The organism is Sphingobacterium sp. SGL-16 (assembly GCF_011043515.1).
GTDB classification, from domain to species: Bacteria; Bacteroidota; Bacteroidia; order Sphingobacteriales; family Sphingobacteriaceae; genus Sphingobacterium; species Sphingobacterium litopenaei.
The window spans coordinates 1-25095 of the sequence record NZ_JAAKGQ010000052.1 but is presented as its reverse complement, the minus strand read 5'-3'; the positions used below and the strand labels follow the sequence as shown (position 1 = coordinate 25095).

Below are 25095 nucleotides of genomic sequence, written 5' to 3'. Positions count from 1 at the left end.
GAAAAAAAGGGCTTCAAAATAATTTGAAGCCCTTTTGGTATATATGATTAGAATAATTATTACATCATTCCGCCCATGCCACCACCCATTGGAGGAGCACCAGCACCAGCATTTTCTTCTGGTTCATCAGCTAATACACACTCCGTAGTCAACAACATTGAAGCTACTGAAGCAGCATTTTCTAATGCTACACGAGAAACTTTAGTTGGATCGATAACACCAGCACCAATTAAGTTTTCGAACTTGTCTGTACGAGCGTTGTAACCGAAGTCAGCAGTACCTTCTTTTACTTTTTGAACGATTACAGCACCTTCGATACCTGCGTTGAAACAGATTTGACGTAAAGGTTCTTCGATAGCACGTTTGATGATGTCGATACCGATATTCTCATCTTCGTTATCACCACGTAAGTCTTTCAATGCTTCAGTAGCGCGGATGAAAGCAACACCACCACCAGCTACGATACCTTCCTCAACTGCTGCACGAGTAGCGTGTAATGCATCGTCAACACGGTCTTTTTTCTCTTTCATCTCTACTTCAGTAGTAGCACCTACGTAAAGCACAGCTACACCACCTGACAATTTAGCCAAACGCTCTTGTAATTTTTCGCGATCGTAGTCAGAAGTTGTAGTTTCGATTTGAGAACGGATTTGAGCAACACGAGCTTTGATATCTTCTGCGTTACCAGAACCGTTGATTACAGTAGTATTATCTTTGTCAACAACTACTTTTTCTGCTTGACCTAAGTCTTCTAAAGTAGCGTTTTCTAATTTGTAACCTCTTTCTTCGGAGATAACAGTACCACCAGTTAAGATAGCGATATCTTCCAACATTGCTTTACGACGGTCACCGAAACCAGGAGCTTTAACAGCAGCAACTTTCAATGAACCACGGATTTTGTTTACTACTAATGTAGCTAACGCTTCACCGTCTAAGTCTTCCGCGATGATCAACAATGGTTTACCAGTTTGAACTTGTTTTTCTAAGATCGGCAACAATTCTTTCATGTTGCTGATTTTTTTGTCGTAGATCAAAATGTAAGGGTTATCTAATTCCGCTTCCATTTTGTCTGAGTTAGTAACGAAGTATGGTGATAAATACCCACGGTCGAATTGCATACCTTCTACAGTTTTTACTTCTGTTTCAGTACCTTTTGCTTCTTCTACAGTGATTACACCATCATTACCTACTTTTTGCATAGCTTCAGCGATCAATGAACCGATTACTTCGTCATTGTTAGCAGAGATTGAAGCTACTTGTTTGATTTTATTGTTGTCTTGACCTACTGTTTGAGATTGAGCTTTTAAGTTAGCTACAACCGCAGCAACAGCTTTGTCAATACCACGTTTTAAGTCCATTGGGTTAGCACCAGCAGCTACAGATTTGATACCTGGAGCAACGATAGCTTGCGCTAATACAGTCGCAGTAGTAGTACCGTCACCAGCTTGATCAGCAGTTTTAGAAGCTACTTCTTTCACCATTTGAGCACCCATATTTTCTAAAGCATCTTTCAATTCGATTTCTTTAGCAACAGATACACCGTCTTTAGTGATAGCAGGTGAACCAAATTTTTTCTCGATAATTACGTTACGACCTTTAGGACCTAAAGTTACTTTTACCGCATTAGCTAATGTGTCAACACCTTTTTTAAGTGCTTCCCGAGCTTCTACATTATATTTTACTTGTTTTGCCATTTTAGTTTTTATTATTTTTTAAGAATTTGATAATAAATAATTACAATCTAATCCTTATTAAAGTAGATTAAAATTGATTAAAGAACTGCGTAGATGTCAGATTCACGCATAATTAAATATTCTTTACCTTCATAAGTGATTTCAGTACCTGCATATTTACCGTACAATACTTTATCACCTACTTTTACAGTTAGAGGTTCTTCTGGTTTACCCGAACCTACAGCTACTACAGTACCTTGAGATGGTTTTTCTTTTGCAGTATCAGGAATGTACAAACCTGAAGCTGTTTTTTCTTCTGCAGGAGCAGCTTCTACTACTACTCTGTCTCCAATAGGTTTAATATTTAACGCCATAATCTTATATAGTTTTTTAGTTTTTTATTAAATACTTATTCGCGGTTAATACAACATCAACTATGCCAAATAAGTTTTGCAGTTTTTCCTTGTCATTTTTTCATTTTAAAGGCAAATATTGACAGTTTTTAATCCTGACACGGTGTCACGATGACAGTCTAATGATAAAATAAAAAAGCCTCGCAAAAAATTTGCAAGGCTTCTTGTTATGCTTATCCAACGGATTATTTACTTGAATCAGGAGCTGTAGTAGCTGGAGCTGCTTCTTGTTGTGTTGGAGCTGTATTCAAATTCAATTTTGGAGTAGTAGCTGGAGCTTCGATTTGATCTGACAAACCTCCTTTTACCGAGCTACCAGAAGGACCTAAAATGTTAATCCCTAAACTGAACACCATTAATAAAATTACCAATGTCCAAGTACCTTTTTCTAAAAAATCGCCTGTACGTTGTACCCCCATCAAATTGCTTCCACCTGCAAATCCTGAATTCAAACCACCTCCTTTTGGGTTTTGAATCAACACGATAAGTGCAAGCAAAATACTAACGATAATAATTAAGACGATGAATAATGTAGTCATTTCTTTATATGCTTTTTAATTATAAGTTCTTTTCTAATTCTTCAATTCGGGTCGCAAAATACGATTTTTTTTCTGGATATTTCAAAATTAATTTTTTGAAAACCTCAATCGCTTTTAAATACAATCCTTGATCAATATATATGTTTGCCAAAGTCTCAGTCACCAGTACATAATTATCTTCTGCGCTTTGTCTTGCCATGTTTTCATTGTTAATGTTTTCTGGCGAAGGTGGCTGAATTATCGGATCTTTTTGAATAAATTTCTCAATAATTTCTGCTCCTTTTTTCGGAGGAACGGGAACTACTGGCTTTTTCTTTACTTCTTCACTCAATTTCTCTTCAGGATCTTGAAAATGAATGATATTTTCTTTGATCTGCTGATCCAAAATCGAATCTTCAATTTTTCCAAAATCAACAGCTGGTTTTGCTGGTGCTAAAGATACGTTCGCTACCGCGTAAGGCTGATACGTGTCCGCATGTTCCAAACGCGTCTTATGCAACCACCAACGGAAGCTGTAAGGCATCAAATCGTCGTTATAAAGACTGACATCTTCCTTCTCTTCTGGAACAGTTACAGCAGGGGATGTTTCTTCTTCAACAATCTTGTTTTCCTTATTTTCAAAAGAATCAAAAGCAAAGTAGTCACCAATCACACCTCCTTCATGAACCAAGCGATCAATTTCTAATTGATCTTCTACTTCTTGAGTAACTTCCTCTTTAGATTCAGCAGCGATTTCTTGATTAGATGCTTCATCCGAAAACTCATCGATCTGTTCTTGCATTTCCTCTTCGGTCGCTAGATTTTCAGACAAATCTTCAACTGCAGCAGACTCTTCCTCTTCAATTGGGGCTTCTAAATTAACGTCAACTTCAGAATTATTAATATCTTCATTTGTATCAGAAGCTGTTTCCTCGTCGATGAAATCAACAATTTTCTCTTCGAAAATTTCTTCCTTTGGAGTTATTTCTTCGGCAACAAATTGATGTTCAACTGGAGTAGCTTCAACGAACCTTGGTACCTCCTGGTTATCAGCATGTATCGGTTTGTTAACATAATTCATCAACCAGCTTTCGCTATGCGCATAAAGCAAGGCCAACTCCTTATTTGGAGATTCTTGATTCAATAACTTTTTGCGACGCTCATAAGCGAACACCAAAGGTTGAGAATAAGGATATTTGAGCAAAAATCCCAACAAATCTTCCTCAGTTAATTGAGTGGGATCTTGAAGCGCTTGTTTATATTGTAAATGATATGAGTTATTCAAGGTAGTCATCGTATCTATCTATTACCAATTAGCAAATGCGCGATTGTATATATCCTCTGTTAACATTTTTATAATATCCGAGTTTAACTGTGCTTCGTAAGCTGTCACATCAGAACCTGGAAATTCTTTAAATTGGCTAAAACTTTCTTCGAAATCACTTTCGCCAGTCTGATCCAATTTATTTGTATATTTTACTTTAACTGTAATCGTCAGTCTACTGTTTTGAGCACGGTCATTATTACCTGCTCCCACGGAAGCTGGGGTAATCGAATAACCTGTTATAGTTCCTTCAAATATTGCATCACCGTCTGCATTAACCTGACTTAAACTCGATTGCGTACGAATACGCTCTTTAAGTCCTTCGGTAAAATTCTGACTCAATGTCGTATACACCATCGGAGCCAAATTCTCGAAATATAAAACGCTATATGTCTTCATATCCTTCGGAATCGAACCGCCAGTAAAACTATACTTCACACCACAACTCATCATCACCAGGGTCAAAAACGCACATATTGCCACTTGCAATTTTAATCGAATACGGTACATATATGAGATTATTCTAAGTTTAAGTCTTTTATTTTTCTATATAGTGTTCTTTCCGAAATACCCAACTCTTGCGCCGCAGCTTTTCGTTTACCTTTATGCTTTTTCAAAGCCTTTTTGATCAAATCAGACTCTTTGTCCACTAAAGATAATGATTCTTCTACTTCTTCCACATCTTGTGTATCTAAAGAAACGTAATTTGAAGCACCTGTATTATTATTTGAAGTCGGATGATGTATAATAGTTGGCGTTACGCCTATTTCCTCATGCGGATATAATTGTGTAGCTACTGGCTTCACCTCATTATATAACTGATTGATATATTGAGAATTTTGATCAAAAGAAGAAGGATTCACTCCATTTTGAATCAACTCAACAACCAACTTTTTCAAATCCACCATATCCTTCTTCATATCAAAAAGGACTTTATATAAAATGTCTCTTTCTGAGAAATCTTCTTTTGATTGTTCCTTAACAAAAACAGGCAAGGATGATTTGGTAGCTTCCGAAGGAATATATCGACTTAAAATTGCCGCATCAATAGTTCTTTCCTTTTCTAAAATAGCGATTTGCTCCGCAACATTTTTCAATTGACGCACGTTTCCTGGCCAAGTATAATTTGCCAATAATTCTTGTGCATCAGGAGTTAATTGTACGCCTGGAGTTCTATATTTATCCGCAAAATCTGCTACAAATTTACGGAACAACAAAAATACATCTTCTTTACGTTCACGTAATGGTGGGATTCGTAAAGGCACCGTATTCAATCGATAATATAAATCCTCTCTAAACTTACCTTTCTGAACAGCATTGTACACATCCACATTTGTAGCTGCGACTACGCGAACATTCGTTTTCTGAACCTTAGATGACCCTACACGAATGTACTCGCCAGATTCCAAAATACGTAATAAGCGCGCTTGAGTGCTTAAAGGCATTTCGCCCACTTCATCCAAAAAGATAGTACCGCCGTCGACCACTTCAAAATATCCTTTACGCGCCTCATGTGCACCTGTAAAAGATCCTTTTTCGTGTCCGAAAAGCTCAGAATCGATCGTTCCTTCTGGAATAGCACCACAGTTTACCGCAATGAATGGTCCATGTTTACGCGCACTCAATTGATGAATAATATGCGAAAACACTTCTTTACCCGAACCACTCTCTCCTTGTATCAACACCGAAATATCTGTAGGAGCGACTTGTCGAGCAATATCGATAGCACGATTCAGCAACGGTGAGTTACCAATAATACCAAATCTATTTTTGATGTCTTGAATATCCACAGTTACTTCCTTTTTATTTAGTCTACGATTTTACCAATTAATGTTGCAGATGTACAGCTTTCACCCAATACATTTACGTAATCTCCCACTTTGTAGCGAGTGTCTACAGGAAAAACAACCATTGTATTTTGATCGTTGCGACCACAATAGTCTTTGTCCGAACGTTTAGAGAAACCTTCGATCAAAACTTTGTGTACTTTTCCTACATATTGTTGGATACGTTCTAAACTATGGATTTGTTGCTTATTCACCACTTCCGTCAAACGTCTTTTCTTCACGTCTTCTGGAATGTCATCTTCATAGCGTTTAGCCGCTAATGTGCCTGGGCGCTCTGAATACGCAAACATATATGCAAAGTCATACTTCACATAATCCATCATAGACAATGTTTCAGCATGCTCTTCTTCTGTCTCTGTACAGAATCCTGTAATAACGTCTGTAGAAATAGCACAGTCTGGCATAATACGACGAATCGCATCCACACGTTCCATATACCACTCACGGTCATAAGTACGATTCATCAATTCCAATACACGCGAGTTTCCAGACTGTACTGGTAAGTGAATGTATTTACAGATGTTTTCATATTTTGCCATCGTGTACAATACTTCGTCCGTAATATCTTTAGGGTGTGAAGTAGAGAAACGAATACGCAATTCAGGACTCACCTGTGCTACCATTTCCAACAAGTTGGCAAAGTTGATAGTTGGCAAAGGCTCTTGACCATCTTCAACTTTAGGTGTGTATTTGTACGAGTCCACATTTTGACCCAATAAGGTTACTTCTTTATAACCAGCATTAAACAAGTCTTGAGCTTCTTTCACGATAGAAACCGCATCACGACTACGCTCACGACCACGTGTGAAAGGAACAACACAAAACGAACACATGTTATCACAGCCACGCATAATCGAGATAAATGCCGATACTCCATTTGTGTTCAAACGAACTGGGCTGATATCTGCGTAAGTTTCTTCGCGAGATAATAAAACATTTACAGCTTTATTACCGTCTTCTACTTTATTGATTAAGTTTGGAAGATCGCGGTAAGCATCAGGTCCTACAACTACATCAACCAATTTCTCTTCTTCTAAAAATTTAGATTTTAGACGTTCGGCCATACAACCCAACACACCTACTACCAAACCTGGGTTTTTAGCTTTTGCAGCTTCAAATTCTTTCAGACGGTTACGAACACGTTGCTCTGCGTTTTCACGAATAGAACAAGTATTGATAAAAACTACATCAGCTTCTTTGTAGTCTTTTGTAGTCTCAAAACCTTGATCAATTAATATAGACGCTACAATCTCACTATCAGAGAAGTTCATCTGACAACCGTAACTCTCAATATATAATTTTCTACCATCAGCCTTCCCTGTAGGAGCCAACTCCACTGCCTCACCTTGGCGAGTCTCATCATGCGTTTTAGTAGTATGCAATAAATCTAACATAGCTTAATATAAAAGAATACAAAGTTATAAATAATATTTCAGAATGAATGACAGTTTGTCATAGCTTTCACACTTTAATATGTAAAAATAATGTAGGATTGTTAAAAACAATTACCTTAGCAGAAGAAGTAAAAATCATATGAGAATAGCCGCAATAGATCTTGGTTCAAACACTTTTCATCTCATCATTGCTGAAAAGAAATCAGCGCATTTTGAAGTTATATTTAAGATAAATAAGCCGATAAAATTAAGTGAGGACATCACAAAAAACAATACTATAATCCCTGCCGCATTTTATCGCGGAATAAACTGCCTTAAGGAATTTAAAACTATTTTAGAAGAGTACAATGTCGACATAATAAAAGCCGTAGCTACTTCTGCCGTTCGTAGTGCTTCCAATGGTGAAGAATTTGTAAATACAGTGCGAGATCTTACAGGAATTGAAATAGAAATAATTTCTGGGGAAGAAGAAGCTACATTGATATACGCTGGAATCAAAGCAAGTGGTGCTATTCGAGGTAAATCTCTGATAATTGACATTGGCGGAGGAAGCACGGAATTTATATTCTGTGATAAAAATAAAGCGTATTGGAAGAAAAGTTTTGATATAGGAGCGGCTCGCTTGATGCAAAAGTTTTGGAATTCTGACCCATTAAGTGATTTAGAAAAGAAAAACTTAAAAGAGCATTTAGATAATACCTTAAAAGAATTAATTGAGTTCAATAAAAATTTTGGCGCACCCCATCTCATAGGATCAGCAGGAGCTTTTGAAACGTTTAATGAAATGATTTACCCCTCCTCACAGATTGAACACATCAAAAGCACAGACATCAATATAAATCAATACAGAGAGCTGAGCAATCTACTTGTGCATTCTACGCATAAAGAACGATTACAAATGCCTAATTTAATTCCTTTACGTGTAGACATGATTGTCATGGCTTGTGTTCTTACGGATTATATTATTAATAATTTGAATATTCAAGAAATCAAATTGAGTACATATGATCTTAAATACGGCATTTTAAGTCAACTGTAGAAAACAAGAAAGGCGTTGGAAATCCAACGCCTTTTTATTAAGATCTAAACTTTATTATTAATTACCAGCTTCTGCTTTAGCAGCTTCTTGCATTTTTTTGCTCGCTACGATTACCACCTCTACACGACGGTTTTCAGCACGACCAGCATCAGTATCATTTGAAGCAATAGGCTCTGAATAGTTTTTACCTTCAGTTTTGATACGACCACCAGCTAAACCTTGAGAAACAGCGTAATCTCTAACTGCTTTCGCTCTAGCTTCAGAAACTTTTTGATTAGCTGATAAAGTACCTACGTTATCTGTGTGACCTAAAACTAAAATTTCAGTATCAGGCTCTTTATTTAAAGTTTCTACTAACTTAGCAATGTTAGTTTTTGCATTACTTTTCAAAGCTGAACTATTGAAATCGAACAAAATACCTGAATCGAATTTCACCAAAATACCTTCACCAACTTGCTCAACTTCTGCTCCAGCTACAGAATTTTCAATTTCTTTAGCTTGTTTGTCCATTTTCTTACCAATCAAAGTCCCCGCAACACCACCGATTGCAGCACCTGCAATAGCACCGATAGCTGTGTTACCAGCTTTATTACCGATCAACGCACCGATACCTGCACCAGCTGTAGTACCAATTACAGCGCCTTTAGTTGTGCTACTTGTATTTTGGATAGTTTCACAACTTGCCAACAACATCGCAGATGTAGCTAATGATAAGCCATAAACTGCTAACTTTTTATTCGCTTTCATAATCATATATTTTATTCTATTTCTAAACTCTATTTTTAAAAGCAAACAAAGCTAATGCCAATATTTTATATTTTTCAAAACGCGTGTGATAAAAGTTGTTTTTAAAACTTAATTTTGTGGCGGAATATCTAATTTAGGCAGTTTTTCTGGAGCAGGTCGGCCTTTAGCATCCCACTCTTTAAATGATTTTGTGATATAATTTAACAAATCATATTGCCCCCATTTGGTGGCTACTGCATGAGAAGGTCTGTATAACTCCATGAAATGTTCCAAATCTTGCCCTTCTAGTCCTGTTGTATTGGTTACAATAGTCTTATTGAATATTCGATCTACCGCAATAGCATCCAACTCTCTATCCATGAATTTTTCAAAGCGTTTCATGTTTTTGGCTTCCCGGCCAAAAAGATTATAAAGCGCTGTAGCTGGACTATTCAAATACGTACCCGCCGAGTTTTTCCCTCCATTATAAATTCCTTTTTTGGAATAATCATTCAGGATATCTTCCATCTCTTGCTGACGTGTACGTCTAGCCACTACAACCTCTTCAATAGTCAATCCAGGCTGCATCTCTAATACAATATCCTCCATACTATACAGTACAGTTTTTAGAGGACCATATCCAACTTTCGTGATGGACAAACTATCGCCTATAGATGCCTCAATATAGAATACCCCAAAATTATTCGTAGTCACCGTACGTTTCGAACGCAAATTGGTTACGTTGACATCCACCAATCGTTTTCCGTTGCCTTTCTCTAAAATTATACCCGACACTTTAGGCATATCAGACACCTGCGCCGTTACAAATTGCATCAGCAAGAGCAATGGCATGAGGAAGGTTATCTTTTTAAATAGTATTGTCATATGCATCTAAAGTAATCAAATATTGGACTCTGTTTTGTTAAAAAGTTTAAAGATTTTTAGAACTTCTTATTTGTATGGGTAAAAAACAAAGTTGGCTCCCTCCGGTACAACGACGAATAAACACATGAAATTTTCGGGCTTTTTATATGTTTTTTCAAAGGCAGCTTTTTTACCTGAAGCTATCACACCTCTTTCAACAAATTCTTCTAAAGAAGATGCCTTAATAGACCAATTCGTTCCTAATTCTGCTCTGTCTAAGAGAATTTCACCTAAAGACACTTCGTGTTGTGTAGCAATAAAAATAGGATAAAGCGTATAACCTTCAGCAACCATTTCCGAAGAAATTTCTTTGATAGATTCACTATAGAAATCCAAATCAACCTTCAGACTTTGTAGAGGACTGGGTTTCTTTTGCTCTTGTCCATCTCCACCCGCGGAGGCTCCAGTTATTAAATCCGAAAAATCCATATTATCTTAATCTTAATAAAACCACATTTTCCACATGTTGTGTTTGTGGGAACATATCCACAGGTTTAATGCGCACTACCTCATATTTAGCAGCTAACATTTCCAAATCTCGTGCTTGCGTCGCCGCATTACAGCTGACATACACTACTTTAGGAGCTTCCATCTCTAAAATACGATTTACAACATCTGCATGCATACCTGCACGCGGTGGATCTGTAATCACCACATCTGGTTTTCCATGAATAGCCACAAATTCAGCAGTCAATACATCTTTCATATCTCCTGCATAGAATTTGGTATTATTTACACCATTAATTTGCGAATTTATCTTCGCATCTTCAATAGCCGAAGGCACATATTCTACCCCCACAACCTCTCTAGCTTGACGCGCTACGAAATTGGCAATAGTTCCGGCCCCTGTATATAAATCGTAAACCAACTCATCACCTTTTAGTTCAGCGAAATCACGTGTGATTTTATACAATTCATACGCTTGACGTGAATTGGTTTGATAAAATGATTTAGGACCTACTTTGAATTTTAAGCCCTCCATTTCTTCATAGATAAAATCTCGTCCTTTGAAAACATGAATTTCCTGATCAAAAATCGTGTCATTACGTTTTTGATTGATGATGTATAATAAAGAAGTAATATCAGGGAACTTTTGGGCGATAAAATTCATCATCAATTCCACTTGACCATCTTCAAGATAAGCAAAAACTACCACCACCATAACTTCACCTGTCGAAGATGTACGGATAATCAAATTTCGTAAAGCACCTTCGTGCTCTCTCAAGTCATAGAATGAAATTCCATTTTCAACTGCAAAGTCACGCACTGCATTACGTAGATTATTCGAAGGATCTTGTTGCAAATAGCAATGATCGATATCTAAAATCTTGTCAAAACGACCTGGCACGTGAAAACCCAAAGCATTTAGATTTTCAGGTGTCACCACCTCATCACGACTTGTAAGCCATCTTTTATTCGAAAAAGTGTACTCAAGTTTATTGCGGTAATATGTTGTTTCAGCAGACCCTAAGATATCTTCCATAGACGAAGTATCCACCTTGCCAATACGCGTAAGCGCATTATCAACGTATTGCTGCTTGAATTTCAATTGCGCTTCATAGCTCATATGCTGCCATTTACAGCCACCACAAACCCCAAAGTGCGGACAGAAAGGTTCGATACGATAAGACGAAGGTTGTATGATTTGTGTTACTTTTCCTTCAGCAAAGTTTTTCTTTTTACGCTGTAATTCTACATCAACAACATCACCAGGAATTGCTTTCTCAATAAAAAGCACTAATTCCTCATGTCTGCCTACACCTTTGCCTTCTTCAGCGATGTCAAAAATCTCAATATTTTGAAGCTGTTTTTTATCTTGTGGTATTCTTCTGCCCATAGCGTACAAAAATACACTTTTTAATCGCAATTTGGAATCCGATTATCGTCTACTTAAGCAATAGTAGCCTGAACCAAGTAAGGCAAAATTTCTTTTTGGAAAGAAATAAAATTCTTGCGCACATCTGCTTCAGTAACAGCGGTGAACGCAAAAGAAAAAACAATATTTTTACTAGACTTAATCAAAAAAGTCAATTTTTCTTCGGGAATGGTAGAACCAATGACCTCATTTTTAATAAAGGAACTGAGCAATAAAAACTCCAAGTCATCAGATAATGTCTTCAAATATTCCTGAGCATTCGTTGACTCTCGAATAAACTCCCAACCTACGAACTCATTACAAACAGTATATGTAACACGACTGACCCGCAAAATGGTCTTTCCTAAGAAAGTTGAAAGATCCAATTCTTTTACACGGGTATTCAAGATATCTTCTACATTTTCGCGAATGTAGTCCATCAACACTTCGTGTAGGATGATTTCTTTGGAAGGGAAAATTTTGTAAAATGTAGCTTTTGAGATGTGCGCTTGCTTTGCGAGCTCATTTACGCTGGTCTTGTTGTAACCATATTTGCGAAACAAATCTCGGGCAGCTCTTTTTATTGTATAAACTACATCTTCCTGATTCATATTAATTTGTTATGACGTACAAATTCCCTTGCTTTCGTACTTGATACCGTCGCAAAGAACATTCTGCCAAATGTGTAGGAGAACCATCCAATAACAGCCATTTTGCTGCTGTATTCGGATCGACAGCCTCCAAACCTTCCACTACCACTTTGCTATTTCCAGATCCCTTCACGGTGCTACACCTATCGTATGCGACCACGGTACTTCCATTATTATAGACAATCAAACCACATACTCCACCATTTGCATATATCCAAGAATGCGCTAATGACAGTTCCAGGCTTTTTTCTAGTGTTAAAGTCTCGTTGACAACACTATTTAAAATCATATTGCACCCTCCATCTTTGCAACCACTCAAAAGCAGCGATACCGTGAAGAATGCAAGACAATTTATATATTTAATCATCTAGATGATTTCGGTCTCAAATTGGGACAAGAAACGAGCATCGTTCTCTGAGAACAATCTTAAATCTTTAATTTCATATTTCAAGTTGGTAATACGCTCGATCCCCATACCGAAAGCAAAACCAGAGTATTTTTTACTGTCGATACCACAGTTTTCTAAAACGTTAGGATCAACCATACCACAACCTAAAATCTCAACCCAACCCGAACCTTTGCATAAGTTACAACCAGCACCTTTACAAATAGTACAAGAAATATCCATTTCAGCAGAAGGCTCTGTAAAAGGAAAATACGAAGGACGGAAACGAACTTTCGTACCTTCTCCATATAATTCCTGCACAAAGTGAAACAATGTTTGTTTCAAGTCAGCAAACGAAACATTTTCGTCTACATACAATCCCTCCACTTGGTGGAAGAAACAGTGAGCTCTCGCTGAAATAGCCTCATTGCGGTAAACACGACCCGGCATGATCGCTCTGAAAGGAGGCTGACCTGCTTCCATTAAACGAACTTGTACCGATGAGGTATGTGTGCGCAATGCAATATCATTACCCTCTTGCTTTTTGATAAAGAAAGTATCTTGCATATCACGAGCAGGATGTTCAGGAGGGAAGTTCAAGGCAGAGAAATTATGCCAGTCATCTTCAATCTCTGGACCTTCTGCGACGATAAATCCTAATTTTTTGAAAATCTCAACAATCTCCTTGCGCACAAGCGACAACGGATGACGAGATCCTAATTGAAAACCTTCACCTGGTAGAGTTAAATCTTCTTCTTCGCGTTTATGAACTTTAGCAGCACTAGCAAACTGAGTCTGAGATTCTTGAAATTTAGTCTCTGCTAATTGCTTAAATTCGTTCAACACTTTACCCAAAACTCGTTTCTCTTCATTAGAAACAGTTTTGAACTCTTCAAACAATTCTTTGATTATCCCTTTAGAAACTAAAAATTTTAATCTGAAATTCTCTACATCCGCAGCAGATGCAGGCGTAAATTGCTCAATTTCTTTGGTATACTGCGCTATTTTATCTTGCAACATAATCGCCAAAGATACGGCAAAAATTAAACTTTTAGTGAAAGGTTATTCAAAAATATTCTATCTACTTAGAATGGTAGACCGTCATCGGTATCATTCTCTGTAAAATCCACACTTTGCTCTTGTGCTTGATTAGTAGTGTTATTATTAGATGAGTTCGAATTGTTTGTATTTTCGAAATCTGACCTGCGGCCTAATATATTAAAGCTTTCCGCTACAATTTCAGTAGTATATCGTCTCACGCCCTCTTTATCTTCGTAAGAACGTGTACGCAATTTTCCTTCTATATATACTAATCTACCTTTGGTAAGATATTTGGCTGCTACATCAGCCAATCCGCGCCACATGACAATATTGTGCCACTCCGTTTGTTCTACTTTTTTACCATCCTTGTTAAATGTTTCAGAAGTAGCTAATGGAAAACTGGCAACACTTACATTTCCTTCTAGATAACGTAATTCCGGGTCTTTTCCCAAGTGACCCACTAAAATAACTTTGTTAACGCTCGACATAATAATTTAGAGTTTTTAATTGATTAGTTCATAAAATACTTATTAATGAAAGAAAAAATAAGCTTATGCTTAGCTAATTTATCTAAATTATCTGAATTATAATAATTCCAAGACGGTTTTTTTTCGATATTATTTTGCTCATCTACAACACGATAAAATCGTGCATAAATATTCTGATGACTTAAAATATGCTTTATTGGCTCACCAATTTCCTCAATTTCTACATCACCAAAATATACCTTATACTCGTCCTGCTCCTTCAATTCTTCTAAACTTACCTCTTGCTGTGTCTCGATAAGAGGAAACTCATACATATTTGCCCACACATCATTTTCTCCTCTTTTTGCAAAAAGATAAGCCCCTTCTTTTTCAACGACAAAATAATGGAAATAACGGTTTCTGCTGGATTTGCCTTTGATTTTCACAGGAAGATTAGCTACCAAACCATTTTTTAAAGCCACGCAATCTAAGCTTAAAACGCAGTTCTCACAATCTGGAGCCTTTGGCTTACAGACTGTAGCTCCAAAATCCATAATAGCTTGATTGTACAGACCAGGATGAGAATCAGAAATTACCTCGTTGGCCAAAGCTAAAAATTGCTTCTTGCCACTTGTAGAATTTATTGGCGTGTCAATTCCAAAATATCTCGACAAAACACGAAAAACATTCCCATCTAGTACCGCCTTCTTCTCATTTATAGAAAATGAAGATATAGCTGCAGCCGTATATTCCCCCACTCCTGATAGCTTAATTACTTCTTCATATTGGGTTGGAAAAACACATTCAAAATCTGACATCACCATTTTGGCAGCCTTATGCATATTACGGACACGAGAGTAATAACCTAACCCTTGCCAAAGACGTAAAAGCTCACCTTCACCTGCTTCAGCAAAAGCTTTGACATTTGGGTAAGATTCAACAAATCGATAGAAATAAGGCATCCCTTGTTCCACTCGCGTTTGTTGCAAAATAATCTCCGACAACCAAATTATATAAGGGTCTTTTGTATGTCTCCAAGGCAGATCGCGACCATTATTTCTGTACCAATTAATCAGCTCATCAGCTATTATCATACAGCAAATATCAAGATAATTTAACAGTTTTTAACAACAACAAGTTGATTTTCAATAACAACAACCTGACTACTAGCCAAATAAATTTGTACATTTGCAACCGCCCCTATGAGAAACAAATAACAACTAAACTTAACTACACAGAGGAGGAGTATGTTTAAGAAAAAATCAGCTATACAAATAAGTATAGAAGGAATTAAAGAAAAAAGTTTAGAGGTTCCTACTATATTAATAAAGCACTGGAAAGAAATTTCTCTTTCAGCATTAGCCCTAATTGTAGCATTAATCGGCACTATTGCCTATGTAGCCGCAATCAAAAAGGCAGAGGATGTAAGTGCAAAATACGAAGCAGCATTGGAGAAAATTCATCAAAAAAATAAGAAGCTTAATTCTACGCAGCTTGAAACACAACAAGATATTTTGGAAGCCAAAAAGTCTTTTATGAAAATTGACTCAACTATCCAAAGTATTAATGGCAAAATGAAAAAACGCGGCATTAACACCAAGTTAGCATTTGCCAATACAGGTGGTCCAACTGAAATTGATGAAGAAAACATTGCCTTATTAAGCGAATACTATGAAAATTTATTAGCCAATGTAGAGAAGAAAATGGCTAGCATACCGCTTGGCAAGCCGCATAATGGCGCAATAACTTCAAGGTTTGGATATAGAGTAAATCCATTTACTCGCAGAGGAAGAGAAATGCATTCTGGTGTGGATTTTAGAGGGCGTATGGGCGAACCAATCCGTGTGACTGCAGATGGCGTGGTGACTTTTGCTGGATACGAAGGAGAATACGGATATGTAGTCAAAGTAAAACATCAACATGGCTACGAGACAAGATATGCACATTTAGTGCGTACGCAAGTGAAGAAAGGACAACGTGTAGATGTAGGCACAGTAGTAGGATTGCTAGGCAATACGGGTCGAAGCACAGGCCCCCATCTTCATTATGAAATCTTAAAAGACAATAAAAAGATTAATCCAGAAAAGTATTTTGAATTGTAACCGAGAATTCAAAAATAAAAAGGTTCATTTGATGTATACAAATGAACCTTTTTATTATACTTAATTCTACCTAATCCTTAATTCAATTTATCTTATCTCACGTACACAACGAATATTCATCATACTTGTATTCGGATAACCAGAGTCCGTTGCCGCCCCAATTATATCTCCATTTAAGGATGTAGTCGTAGAGGTATAAACCTCTCTAGACAATGTACTTCTATTAATCCAATGAAAAGATTCAACTTCTTCTGACGTGAGGAGTGTACTTAATGAACTTATATAGTAACCGAAAGAATAAAATCGGATAGACCTCACTGTATTATCTGCTGCAGTATAAGAAATCTGAGTATATCTTTGATTCACGTCATTAGTCTTAAAACTCTCCTCATGTCTACCAACAACGTGGCTAGATTTCTTATAAAGCCTATCATACTCTACCAGAGTAGGCAATCTCCATGTATTAGCTGGAAAAACTCTGTTACAAGGATCTCCTACCTCAGGATTCCCTACCCCCCCCCTGGCCTTAGAGCTTTATATTGCCAATAATCCGTTAATTTTTCCATTCTGCCTTCTCCAAGTGTATTTCTAAACTTGTATTCATTGCCTACATCAGAGGCATCGTAGTACAAATTACCCAATCCCCAGATTAGTCCATCTACCTCAAATCCATTTACAAGATTAATTTTCCCATTATAATACTTACCTTTTTTCAAATTTATATTTCCATATTCAAATAGCACATTTGCATTCGAAAGCAAAGTAGTATCACTGTTTGCTCCATTTTTCTGAACAATAAGCTCATTCAATGTCACCTTATAATTTGACAACACCTTTTCTCCATCAGAGTCATTCACATATATAAACCTTGCCACAGAAAGCGTATCACCTTCCCCTGTCGCAGTAAAAGTATAAGGGAAAGCATTTTCGGCTATTTCCGAACGACTTAGAACTTTATTAAGTTTTAAATCAAACTCCGCTGTAGAACGCATAGAAAACGATCCAAAAGTTCCACTCATTTTTTTGACTTTCACATTTGCTCCCTTACCGTCAACTGTCACACCTACTTTCACCGTTTGAGGCAAAAACACTATAGGAAGTTTATACGAAACATCTGTTACCTTTGGATCAATCAAGAAATCACCATTATAATAGAAGAATTCTTTATCTGAAGGAATTACTAGTTTGGGATTGTCTGCGGTCTGTGTTGGATCCAAATTAAGACTGTCATAATCTGATTCGTTTTTAGTATTATACGTAAACGCTACAACACGGTAATAATTGGATGTATTGAACACATAATCTTTCTTGTACACTACAGGTATTCTGGTTTGTTCTCCCATCGTAGCTAACGTCATACCCACATGAATATCATTTTCATCGAAAATGAGAACCATAAACTTGACACCATTTTCTAACTTTTTCAGTTTCAATTGTGAAAGATCGGTAGGATTATTATTTCTTTCTTTTGCGGCTAACTTATTGATGGATTTTTTTATTTCACCTGAAGAGCTACTATATCCTTCTTCTATCTGAAATTCCGCAAAGAAACCTGGTGCAATTTCAGAAACGTTCTTAGAATCATCATACTTTTCTATCCCAGCAGAAGCCTTTTTATCCAGAATAGTTTCAGGCTTTTCATAATAAGACGCAGTTAGTTCTAAATCAATATACTTAGTCACCGCACGCGACCCCTCCATTGTAGTATCTTTAGAACAGGAAGGTAATTGTATCGCGCAGATTGCCACAAAAATCAAAAGGTATATATTTTTCATACTAAAAATTAATATTATAGTCTTTTATTACCTTCTTGATAAGTATCATACTCTGAGATACGAAGAGTTTCCTCATATGGGAAAACTTCAACAGTCGTGATCGATCCAGTAGCAATAGCCTCTTCGATCTGTAGGAGAACCAATTTAATTTGTGGAGGTTCGTAATTTAGTTTTGTCATTTGTTTTAAATTTAAATTGCCGCACGAAAACCAAATTTCAATTATTGAATTACAGGCTATTAATAAAACTGAGACGCAATAAATAGTTAGTTGTATACGCAAATATTCCCGTTTATAGAGGAAATGTCTTTCAAAAAATTAAAAATCGGGAGATGTTCGATGTAAATCGGGAATAAAATCAACTTAATTAATATTAAAGCCAAATTTTAACCAACAAACATTCTCTAAAATATTAAAATTGTCACGTAAAAATAAATTAATAACCTACATTGATAAATAAAGTTATCCAAACAACTTATTGTTAACCACTACGAACTCACCGCTCATTAACAGATAGTTACCAATTAAAGAAGGATGTGCATCACTAATCGATATTTCAAATAAAAATTTTGATACTAATAGAAAATTATATAACTTAGCGACGCTTATAGAGAAAGGCAGAGGGACTGGACCCGATGAAGCCTTAGCAACCTGTCACTAGACAAGGTGCTACATTCTACCCGAAACATGATATAGGGAAAGATAAGCCGAGATCACTAATTCCAAGTGGCCTTCTCTTAGCAACAAAACATTTTAAAGAATTTTTAATTTATTAAGGAACATTATATGTTACTAACTAACAATTTAGGCTACCCGCGTGTAGGACCTTTCCGTGAATTGAAGAAAGCTAATGAAGCGTACTGGGCAAAGAAAATTTCTGCGGAAGAATTATTAAAAGCTGCAAAAGAAATTCGTGAAAACAACTGGAAAACTCAAAAAGAGGCTGGAATCGATTTGATCCCTTCAAATGATTTTTCTTTTTACGACCAAGTATTAGATTTATCTCTTACTGTTGGCGGTATCCCTGCTCGCTATAACTCTTTATTAAGTAAAGTAGACAACAATTATAGTTTAGATTTATATTTTGCGATGGCTCGTGGTTTCCAAGAAGACGGAATCGACGTTACTGCATCGGAAATGACAAAATGGTTTGATACGAACTATCACTACATGGTACCTGAGTTCACGAAGGATCAAACGTTCAAATTAACATCTGAAAAATTCTTAAACGAATATAATGAAGCTAAAGCAGCTGGTATTGAAACTAAACCCGTTGTTATTGGCCCAATCACCTACTTATTAATCGGTAAAGAAAAAGAAGCTGGTTTTGACCGTATCGACTTAATCGACCGTTTATTGCCAGTTTACGAAGAGATTATCTCTAAACTAGCTGACGCTGGTGCTCAATACATCCAAATTGATGAGCCTTATTTGGCTTTGGATATTGATGCTAAAGTAAAAGAATTATATACTAAAGTATTCGAAAAATTGAATGCTGCGGCTAAAGGAGCTAAATTAATCGCTACTACGTACTTCGAAGCGTTGAAAGACAACGAAGATTTAGCGGTTAGTTTACCAGTACACGCTTTACACTTAGATTTAGTTCGTGGTGAAAACCAATTAGATACTGTTTTAGCAAAAGTTCCTGCTTCATTGACACTTTCTTTAGGTGTGGTAGAAGGCCGTAACATTTGGAAAAATGATTACGAAAAATCTTTAGCTAAAATCCAACAGGCTGTTGCTGCATTAGACAAAGACAGAGTTTGGGTAGGTACTTCTTCTTCATTATTGCACGTTCCTTACGATTTAGATAGCGAGAAAAAAGAAGAAACACTTCCTGCTGAAGTTAAAAACTGGTTAGCATTCGCTAAACAAAAATTAGCTGAGGTTAAAGATTTAGCGGTATTAGCGGATGGTGAAGTAGATGCTGCAACTGCTGAACGCTTTGAAGCAAACAAAGCTGCTGCCGAAAGCCGTCGCACTTCTCCATTGATTCACAAACCAGAAGTAAAAACGCGCGTAAGCAATATCACAGACGAAGATGCGAAACGTACTTCTCCATTCGAAGTTCGTAAAGTTGCTCAACAAGCGAAATTCAACTTACCAGCATTCCCAACAACAACAATCGGTTCATTCCCACAAACGAAAGATGTTCGTAAATGGAGAGCTGACTTGAAAAAAGGTGTTATCACGCAAGAAGAATACGATAAAGCAATCGCTGAAGAAACGGAAAGCGTTATCCGTTTGCAAGAAAACTTAGATATCGATGTATTGGTACACGGTGAGTTCGAACGTAACGACATGGTGGAATATTTCGGTGAACAATTAGCAGGATATGCATTTACACAGTACGGATGGGTACAATCATATGGTTCTCGTTGTGTAAAACCTCCAGTTATCTATGGTGATGTATACCGTCCAGCAGATATGACTGTTCGTTGGTCTTCATACGCGCAATCATTGACTGACCGCCCTGTAAAAGGTATGTTAACAGGTCCTGTTACGATCTTACAATGGTCTTTCGTACGTAACGACCAACCACGTGAAACTACGACTTATCAAATTGCTTTAGCTATCTTGGACGAAGTTCAAGCTTTAGAAAAAGCAGGTATCAAAATTATCCAAATCGATGAGCCAGCTATCCGTGAAGGTTTACCTTTGCGTCAAGCTGACCAACAAAAATATTTAGATTGGGCTGTACGTGCATTCCGTGTTTCTTCATCAAATGTAGAAGATGACACACAAATCCACACCCATATGTGTTACTCAGAATTCAACAACGTAATCAAAGATATCGCTGCAATGGATGCTGACGTAATTACTATCGAAACTTCACGTTCACAAATGAAATTGTTGAATGCTTTCGCTGGCGAATTCAAATACCCTAACGATATCGGTCCTGGTGTATACGACATTCACTCTCCACGTGTACCAAGTAAAGAAGAAATGATTGACTTGTTGCACAAAGCAAAAGATGTAGTTCCTGCATCTCAACTTTGGGTAAACCCTGACTGTGGTTTGAAAACTCGTGCTTGGCCAGAAACTAAAGCTGCATTAGAAGCTATGGTAGAAGCTGCAAAAGTATTGAGAGCTGAAGCATAATTTCGGAACTAGTATTATTAAATAAATTAAACCTCCCGCGATGTCAAAATTGCGGGAGGTTTTTTGTTTATATTTAGTATATGGAAATTCAAATTAAAGACTCCTTTAAAATAAATGAGCAAGATGTACTAGAAATATATCAGGTTAATAATTGGTCTTCCGCCAAAAAACCTGAACAATTAATACAAGCATTGCTTAACTCGCACTCCCTTGTTACAGCGTGGCATGAACATAAATTAGTTGGTTTGGGAAATGCAATATCAGATGGATACTTAGTGGTTTACTATCCACATTTAATCATTCATCCAGATTACCAGCATTTAGGTATTGGAAAGAAGATTATTGCGAAATTTCAAGAGAAATATCAGGGCTTTCATCAACAAATTTTAGCTGCAGATGGTGAAGCTATAAAGTTCTATGAAAAATGTGGATTCGAGAAAGCAGGAGAAACCCAATCCATGTGGATCTATAAAGGTGGGGAACATTAAATATTTCATACATCCATGCGTTGATACTATTATTTAACCCTTCCCATACAATTGTCGTATTATTGGCATATCAGATTTTCTTCGTTTAAATCATAATAAACCAATTTTGGGGTATGAATAAACCAATTATTACGAAATCATTAAAACTGCTCGCAAAGCCAAAGGATTAACCCAACAAGAACTTGCGAACGAAGCTAGGGTATCTCTTCGCACTGTACAGCGAATCAAAAAAGGAACAGAGGAAATAAGTGGTTTTAGTCTTCGTCAAATTAATAAAATATTATACATACCGCTAGAACCCATTATTGTGCAAAACGTCGACGAAAGAAGTATTGATACCAACCAAATTGGAAGTATCAGAAACTTATACATTAGCTCCTTGTTCTGTATAATGTTTCCCTTATTAGGCTTTATAATCCCAAGCTTCATCGGATTTACTAAATCGAATAGAAATGCTCAATACCAACAAAACTTAAGGTTTATTCTTCTTCTCCACATCATTCAGATTATATTAATTTCTATACTATACATAATATTAGAAATATTAGGTTACAAAACAGAAAGCTCATCAAGAACTATATATGTTCCCGAGATGAATGCTTACAATCATGACTATTGTTTTAAAAGAACACACATATTTGAAGTTCATCCAGTTTTATTTATTATACCAGCATTAATTTTATATAAGCACTAATATTACTATTGTAGTGTATAAGATTAAAAATCTAAAATCCACTCAAACAACCTAGCCTTTAACTTGTTCTACAATAAAAGGGACATCAATTATGAAAAGAATAGGTTTATTTGCAACAATATTATCCGTTATTACTTTATTATCAAGTTGTGAAGTAATCGGTGGAATATTTAAAGCTGGCATGTGGTCTGGCATTATTATAGTCGTAATTGTAATCGCATTGATTATTTGGTTAATATCCAAATTTATGGGTGGAAATCGCCCTTAATCCTGATTACATTTTACAAATAAACAAAAGTCACTTGAATAAGTGACTTTGTTTATTTAATCCGACTTCAATAACCTTTTTATTTTGGATACTTTTTTTATCTCCCACTAATCATAATCATTCCCATTTAAACGAAATTCAAAATATATTGAAAATTTTGACAGGACTTTGTATATTATTCTGTTATTTGCTAATAAGTAGAAATATGATGAAGAAGCTGACATTTTTATTCTTAATCCTTTTTAATAGTTTCTTTTCTCACGCCCAAGAAGGCTACCCAAAGCCTACTGTCAAAGATATACTCTTCTATATTCAGCATAGCCGAGGTAAAAACACCTTTATTTATCAGCCAAATTATTCTGCCACGAATAAGCTCAATGATAATGAACCTATCAAAACTTCGAGGCAATTATTTGATCGAAATGGGGAAATAAAGCCCTTAACTAATATTCAACGTCGCTACGCTTATGGTGTGAAAACAGAAAAACTTGGAAATAATCACTTCCAAATTGAATTGGTTTCTTATCCTGGTCAAAAGCTCCATTTAAAACTTGATAAGCAGAATAAACCCTACGTAGAAGGCATTATTTCGGGTCAATATATGCATATCAATAGGTTATTTATCAAACTGAAGGATGGAACTTCAGGTCTTCAAACCGAAGCAGAATACATTTTATTTTATGGCACAGATAAAAATGGTAAACCCGTTCATGCAAAGATGACCCCATAATTTCATCACAGGTCAGGATGGCTAGCTCAAATTTTTAACTTATCTTTGTAAGTAAAAAATTTAACCAATGTCTGCAAAGCCAATTTTTAAATACAATACCTTATACCCTTCTGTCGCTGATTTACGTAAGAAAGCAAAATCAAGAATTCCAAAATTTGCGTTTGATTACTTAGATGGTGGTTGTAATGAAGAATTGAATCTATTTCGAAACGAAAATGACTTTGATAATATTTTATTGAAGCCTCAATATTTACGTGTAGGACAAGATATTGATATGTCGGTAGAATTATTCGGCAGAAAATATAGTGCACCATTTGGTGTTTCACCTATCGGTCTACAAGGATTGATGTGGCCTAATGCACCTGAGATACTTGCTAAAGCTGCTGCTAAACATGATATACCTTATACGCTAAGTACAGTATCGACTTCCAGCATTGAACGTATTGCCGAAGTGTCTGAAGGCAAAGCATGGTTTCAATTGTATCATCCTACAGAAGATAGGTTACGAGATGACATCTTAAATAGACTAAAAGCTGTTGAGTGTCCAGTACTGGTGGTATTGGTAGATGTTCCGTCATTTGGACTACGCTATAGAGAAATAAAAAGCGGTCTTTCGATGCCTCCAAAAATGAATATTGCCAATATTTTTCAAGCATTAAAATGTCCAACTTGGGGTATTCAAACATTAAAGAACGGTATTCCATCTTTTGCAACGTTAAAACCTTACATGGAAAAAGGGCTGGATTTAACTCAACTTGGACAGTTTATGAATAGAACTTTTACAGGCAAAGTCAATATGGAAAAGGTAAAAGCGATTCGGGACATTTGGCAAGGTCCATTAGTATTGAAAGGAATAGCCACGGAAGAAGATATGGAAGCTTCCATTCAGCTCGGCGTAGATGGAGTAATAGTTTCTAATCATGGCGGAAGACAAGTGGATGCTGGTGAATCTTCTATCGTATCATTAATGAAATTAGCATTAAATCTATCTTACAAAAGTAAACTAAAGATTATGATGGATGGCGGTATCCGTTCGGGAGTGGATTTGGCACGAGCGTATGCAGTAGGTTCTGACTTTAATTTTATGGGAAGACCTTTTATGTATGGTGTTGGGGCTCTTGGCGAGGATGGCGGTGACCATACTATCACTATGTTTAAGGCGCAGCTTTATCAAGTCATGCAACAACTCACGGTGGACAATATCGAACAGCTTCAAGAGCGATTGATAAAATAACACTATATTTGTCGCATGATTACAGCAGAACGATATCACGACATTTCATGTGGACATAGGGTGGTTGGTCACGAAGGAAAATGTAGATTTCTTCACGGTCACAATTATAGAATACATTTTGAAGTTGCAGCAGAAGCTTTGGATGAAGTTGGACGTGTATTGGATTTCTCAGTAATCAAAGAGAAATTGTGTATGTGGTTAGAAGATCATTACGATCACAAGTTTTTAATTTGGGAGAAAGACCCCTTATTGGGAGAATTGCAAAAATTATCCGAAGAAAGTTTAGTGATTGTTCCTTTTAACCCAACAGCTGAAAATATCGCACAACATTTGGTGGAAGTCATAGCACCACAACAGCTAAAAGAAACAGGATGTACTTTAATACGCTGCAAAGTAGAAGAAACCCAGAAATGCTCAGCCACATATAAAAAATAAGGAGAAACAAAT

At 36.5% G+C, this 25095-nt stretch carries 28 protein-coding genes and 1 riboswitch; of the genes, 9 read left to right on the top strand and 19 right to left on the bottom strand.

Annotated elements, in window-relative coordinates; all coding sequences use genetic code 11:
• Window positions 1-59: 59 nt before the first annotated feature.
• The 7 genes from groL to miaB all read right to left on the bottom strand — a co-directional run bounded on the left by groL (window position 60) and on the right by miaB (window position 7169).
• A complete protein-coding gene (gene groL, locus G5B32_RS14260) occupies window positions 60-1694 on the bottom strand; it encodes a chaperonin GroEL (RefSeq protein ID WP_165292189.1) in 1635 nt (544 codons plus the stop codon).
• 77 nt (window positions 1695-1771) lie between these two features.
• Entirely contained in the window at window positions 1772-2047 is a 276-nt protein-coding gene (gene groES, locus G5B32_RS14255) for a co-chaperone GroES (protein ID WP_165292188.1), read from the bottom strand.
• A 224-nt stretch (window positions 2048-2271) separates the two neighbouring features.
• Window positions 2272-2625 carry a preprotein translocase subunit SecG gene (gene secG / locus G5B32_RS14250; protein ID WP_165292187.1) on the bottom strand — a complete coding sequence of 118 codons (354 nt, stop codon included), beginning with the start codon at window positions 2623-2625 and terminating at the stop codon, window positions 2272-2274.
• 19 nt (window positions 2626-2644) lie between these two features.
• Window positions 2645-3898 carry a hypothetical protein gene (locus tag G5B32_RS14245; RefSeq protein ID WP_165292186.1) on the bottom strand — a complete coding sequence of 418 codons (1254 nt, stop codon included), beginning with the start codon at window positions 3896-3898 and terminating at the stop codon, window positions 2645-2647.
• Between the two features lie 12 nt (window positions 3899-3910).
• The gene (locus tag G5B32_RS14240) at window positions 3911-4327 is read right to left on the bottom strand and encodes an LptE family protein (protein ID WP_223815364.1); all 417 of its coding nucleotides are present in this window, start codon (window positions 4325-4327) and stop codon (window positions 3911-3913) included.
• 119 nt (window positions 4328-4446) lie between these two features.
• A complete protein-coding gene (locus G5B32_RS14235) occupies window positions 4447-5718 on the bottom strand; it encodes a sigma 54-interacting transcriptional regulator (RefSeq protein ID WP_165292184.1) in 1272 nt (423 codons plus the stop codon).
• 17 nt (window positions 5719-5735) lie between these two features.
• Window positions 5736-7169, bottom strand: coding sequence for a tRNA (N6-isopentenyl adenosine(37)-C2)-methylthiotransferase MiaB (gene miaB / locus G5B32_RS14230; protein WP_165292183.1), 1434 nt, complete (start codon window positions 7167-7169; stop codon window positions 5736-5738).
• A gap of 139 nt (window positions 7170-7308) precedes the next feature.
• Between miaB and G5B32_RS14225 the strand changes: the two genes are divergently transcribed.
• Window positions 7309-8208: an exopolyphosphatase gene (locus G5B32_RS14225; protein ID WP_165292182.1), complete on the top strand. Its 900-nt coding sequence runs from the start codon at window positions 7309-7311 to the stop codon at window positions 8206-8208.
• Between the two features lie 57 nt (window positions 8209-8265).
• Here the strand turns inward: G5B32_RS14225 and G5B32_RS14220 are convergent, their stop codons facing one another.
• The 9 genes from G5B32_RS14220 to mutY all read right to left on the bottom strand — a co-directional run bounded on the left by G5B32_RS14220 (window position 8266) and on the right by mutY (window position 15350).
• Entirely contained in the window at window positions 8266-8961 is a 696-nt protein-coding gene (locus tag G5B32_RS14220) for an OmpA family protein (RefSeq protein ID WP_165292181.1), read from the bottom strand.
• Window positions 8962-9063: 102 nt separating this feature from the next.
• The gene (locus tag G5B32_RS14215; RefSeq protein ID WP_165292180.1) at window positions 9064-9819 is read right to left on the bottom strand and encodes a hypothetical protein; all 756 of its coding nucleotides are present in this window, start codon (window positions 9817-9819) and stop codon (window positions 9064-9066) included.
• A gap of 66 nt (window positions 9820-9885) precedes the next feature.
• The gene (locus G5B32_RS14210) at window positions 9886-10287 is read right to left on the bottom strand and encodes a hypothetical protein (RefSeq protein ID WP_165292179.1); all 402 of its coding nucleotides are present in this window, start codon (window positions 10285-10287) and stop codon (window positions 9886-9888) included.
• A gap of 1 nt (window position 10288) precedes the next feature.
• Window positions 10289-11695 (bottom strand): 23S rRNA (uracil(1939)-C(5))-methyltransferase RlmD, encoded by a 1407-nt coding sequence (gene rlmD, locus G5B32_RS14205; protein ID WP_165292178.1) that lies wholly within the window; start codon window positions 11693-11695, stop codon window positions 10289-10291.
• A 53-nt stretch (window positions 11696-11748) separates the two neighbouring features.
• On the bottom strand, window positions 11749-12324 hold the full coding sequence (locus G5B32_RS14200; RefSeq protein WP_165292177.1) for a TetR/AcrR family transcriptional regulator: 576 nt from the start codon (window positions 12322-12324) through the stop codon (window positions 11749-11751).
• A gap of 1 nt (window position 12325) precedes the next feature.
• Window positions 12326-12652 (bottom strand): hypothetical protein, encoded by a 327-nt coding sequence (locus tag G5B32_RS14195; protein ID WP_165292176.1) that lies wholly within the window; start codon window positions 12650-12652, stop codon window positions 12326-12328.
• A 78-nt stretch (window positions 12653-12730) separates the two neighbouring features.
• On the bottom strand, window positions 12731-13768 hold the full coding sequence (gene pheS, locus G5B32_RS14190; RefSeq protein WP_165292175.1) for a phenylalanine--tRNA ligase subunit alpha: 1038 nt from the start codon (window positions 13766-13768) through the stop codon (window positions 12731-12733).
• A 65-nt stretch (window positions 13769-13833) separates the two neighbouring features.
• Window positions 13834-14277: a single-stranded DNA-binding protein gene (locus G5B32_RS14185; RefSeq protein ID WP_165292174.1), complete on the bottom strand. Its 444-nt coding sequence runs from the start codon at window positions 14275-14277 to the stop codon at window positions 13834-13836.
• Window positions 14278-14300: 23 nt separating this feature from the next.
• Window positions 14301-15350 carry an A/G-specific adenine glycosylase gene (gene mutY / locus G5B32_RS14180; RefSeq protein ID WP_165292173.1) on the bottom strand — a complete coding sequence of 350 codons (1050 nt, stop codon included), beginning with the start codon at window positions 15348-15350 and terminating at the stop codon, window positions 14301-14303.
• Between the two features lie 153 nt (window positions 15351-15503).
• Between mutY and G5B32_RS14175 the strand changes: the two genes are divergently transcribed.
• Window positions 15504-16358 (top strand): M23 family metallopeptidase, encoded by an 855-nt coding sequence (locus tag G5B32_RS14175; protein WP_165292172.1) that lies wholly within the window; start codon window positions 15504-15506, stop codon window positions 16356-16358.
• A gap of 87 nt (window positions 16359-16445) precedes the next feature.
• Here the strand turns inward: G5B32_RS14175 and G5B32_RS14170 are convergent, their stop codons facing one another.
• From G5B32_RS14170 to G5B32_RS14160, 3 genes are all read right to left on the bottom strand, one after another.
• Window positions 16446-16724, bottom strand: coding sequence for a hypothetical protein (locus tag G5B32_RS14170; protein WP_165292171.1), 279 nt, complete (start codon window positions 16722-16724; stop codon window positions 16446-16448).
• Window positions 16725-16867: 143 nt separating this feature from the next.
• Window positions 16868-18133, bottom strand: coding sequence for a hypothetical protein (locus G5B32_RS14165; RefSeq protein WP_165292170.1), 1266 nt, complete (start codon window positions 18131-18133; stop codon window positions 16868-16870).
• Between the two features lie 14 nt (window positions 18134-18147).
• Window positions 18148-18312 (bottom strand): hypothetical protein, encoded by a 165-nt coding sequence (locus tag G5B32_RS14160; RefSeq protein WP_165292169.1) that lies wholly within the window; start codon window positions 18310-18312, stop codon window positions 18148-18150.
• A gap of 422 nt (window positions 18313-18734) precedes the next feature.
• Window positions 18735-18841: riboswitch (SAM riboswitch) on the top strand.
• A 77-nt stretch (window positions 18842-18918) separates the two neighbouring features.
• Here G5B32_RS14160 and metE point away from each other — a divergent pair.
• From metE to G5B32_RS14125, 7 genes are all read left to right on the top strand, one after another.
• On the top strand, window positions 18919-21234 hold the full coding sequence (gene metE / locus G5B32_RS14155; protein WP_165292168.1) for a 5-methyltetrahydropteroyltriglutamate--homocysteine S-methyltransferase: 2316 nt from the start codon (window positions 18919-18921) through the stop codon (window positions 21232-21234).
• Between the two features lie 80 nt (window positions 21235-21314).
• Window positions 21315-21722: a GNAT family N-acetyltransferase gene (locus tag G5B32_RS14150; RefSeq protein WP_165292167.1), complete on the top strand. Its 408-nt coding sequence runs from the start codon at window positions 21315-21317 to the stop codon at window positions 21720-21722.
• A 136-nt stretch (window positions 21723-21858) separates the two neighbouring features.
• Window positions 21859-22416 (top strand): helix-turn-helix domain-containing protein, encoded by a 558-nt coding sequence (locus tag G5B32_RS17735; RefSeq protein ID WP_165292190.1) that lies wholly within the window; start codon window positions 21859-21861, stop codon window positions 22414-22416.
• Between the two features lie 91 nt (window positions 22417-22507).
• On the top strand, window positions 22508-22684 hold the full coding sequence (locus G5B32_RS14140) for a hypothetical protein (RefSeq protein WP_165292166.1): 177 nt from the start codon (window positions 22508-22510) through the stop codon (window positions 22682-22684).
• 205 nt (window positions 22685-22889) lie between these two features.
• Window positions 22890-23414 (top strand): DUF4833 domain-containing protein, encoded by a 525-nt coding sequence (locus G5B32_RS14135; RefSeq protein ID WP_165292165.1) that lies wholly within the window; start codon window positions 22890-22892, stop codon window positions 23412-23414.
• Between the two features lie 67 nt (window positions 23415-23481).
• A complete protein-coding gene (locus tag G5B32_RS14130; protein WP_165292164.1) occupies window positions 23482-24648 on the top strand; it encodes an alpha-hydroxy acid oxidase in 1167 nt (388 codons plus the stop codon).
• A 15-nt stretch (window positions 24649-24663) separates the two neighbouring features.
• Window positions 24664-25083, top strand: coding sequence for a 6-pyruvoyl trahydropterin synthase family protein (locus G5B32_RS14125; protein ID WP_165292163.1), 420 nt, complete (start codon window positions 24664-24666; stop codon window positions 25081-25083).
• The last annotated feature ends 12 nt before the right edge of the window (window positions 25084-25095 follow it).

Coding starts and splice junctions, on each gene's coding strand:
- groL (WP_165292189.1), bottom strand. CDS start 1,694: ATGGCAAAACAAGTAAAATATAATGTAGAAGCTCGGGAAGCACTTAAA.
- groES (WP_165292188.1), bottom strand. CDS start 2,047: ATGGCGTTAAATATTAAACCTATTGGAGACAGAGTAGTAGTAGAAGCT.
- secG (WP_165292187.1), bottom strand. CDS start 2,625: ATGACTACATTATTCATCGTCTTAATTATTATCGTTAGTATTTTGCTT.
- G5B32_RS14245 (WP_165292186.1), bottom strand. CDS start 3,898: ATGACTACCTTGAATAACTCATATCATTTACAATATAAACAAGCGCTT.
- G5B32_RS14240 (WP_223815364.1), bottom strand. CDS start 4,327: ATGAAGACATATAGCGTTTTATATTTCGAGAATTTGGCTCCGATGGTG.
- miaB (WP_165292183.1), bottom strand. CDS start 7,169: ATGTTAGATTTATTGCATACTACTAAAACGCATGATGAGACTCGCCAA.
- G5B32_RS14225 (WP_165292182.1), top strand. CDS start 7,309: ATGAGAATAGCCGCAATAGATCTTGGTTCAAACACTTTTCATCTCATC.
- G5B32_RS14220 (WP_165292181.1), bottom strand. CDS start 8,961: ATGATTATGAAAGCGAATAAAAAGTTAGCAGTTTATGGCTTATCATTA.
- G5B32_RS14215 (WP_165292180.1), bottom strand. CDS start 9,819: ATGACAATACTATTTAAAAAGATAACCTTCCTCATGCCATTGCTCTTG.
- G5B32_RS14210 (WP_165292179.1), bottom strand. CDS start 10,287: ATGGATTTTTCGGATTTAATAACTGGAGCCTCCGCGGGTGGAGATGGA.
- rlmD (WP_165292178.1), bottom strand. CDS start 11,695: ATGGGCAGAAGAATACCACAAGATAAAAAACAGCTTCAAAATATTGAG.
- G5B32_RS14200 (WP_165292177.1), bottom strand. CDS start 12,324: ATGAATCAGGAAGATGTAGTTTATACAATAAAAAGAGCTGCCCGAGAT.
- G5B32_RS14195 (WP_165292176.1), bottom strand. CDS start 12,652: ATGATTTTAAATAGTGTTGTCAACGAGACTTTAACACTAGAAAAAAGC.
- pheS (WP_165292175.1), bottom strand. CDS start 13,768: ATGTTGCAAGATAAAATAGCGCAGTATACCAAAGAAATTGAGCAATTT.
- G5B32_RS14185 (WP_165292174.1), bottom strand. CDS start 14,277: ATGTCGAGCGTTAACAAAGTTATTTTAGTGGGTCACTTGGGAAAAGAC.
- mutY (WP_165292173.1), bottom strand. CDS start 15,350: ATGATAATAGCTGATGAGCTGATTAATTGGTACAGAAATAATGGTCGC.
- G5B32_RS14175 (WP_165292172.1), top strand. CDS start 15,504: ATGTTTAAGAAAAAATCAGCTATACAAATAAGTATAGAAGGAATTAAA.
- G5B32_RS14165 (WP_165292170.1), bottom strand. CDS start 18,133: ATGAAAAATATATACCTTTTGATTTTTGTGGCAATCTGCGCGATACAA.
- G5B32_RS14160 (WP_165292169.1), bottom strand. CDS start 18,312: ATGACAAAACTAAATTACGAACCTCCACAAATTAAATTGGTTCTCCTA.
- metE (WP_165292168.1), top strand. CDS start 18,919: ATGTTACTAACTAACAATTTAGGCTACCCGCGTGTAGGACCTTTCCGT.
- G5B32_RS14150 (WP_165292167.1), top strand. CDS start 21,315: ATGGAAATTCAAATTAAAGACTCCTTTAAAATAAATGAGCAAGATGTA.
- G5B32_RS14140 (WP_165292166.1), top strand. CDS start 22,508: ATGAAAAGAATAGGTTTATTTGCAACAATATTATCCGTTATTACTTTA.
- G5B32_RS14135 (WP_165292165.1), top strand. CDS start 22,890: ATGATGAAGAAGCTGACATTTTTATTCTTAATCCTTTTTAATAGTTTC.
- G5B32_RS14130 (WP_165292164.1), top strand. CDS start 23,482: ATGTCTGCAAAGCCAATTTTTAAATACAATACCTTATACCCTTCTGTC.
- G5B32_RS14125 (WP_165292163.1), top strand. CDS start 24,664: ATGATTACAGCAGAACGATATCACGACATTTCATGTGGACATAGGGTG.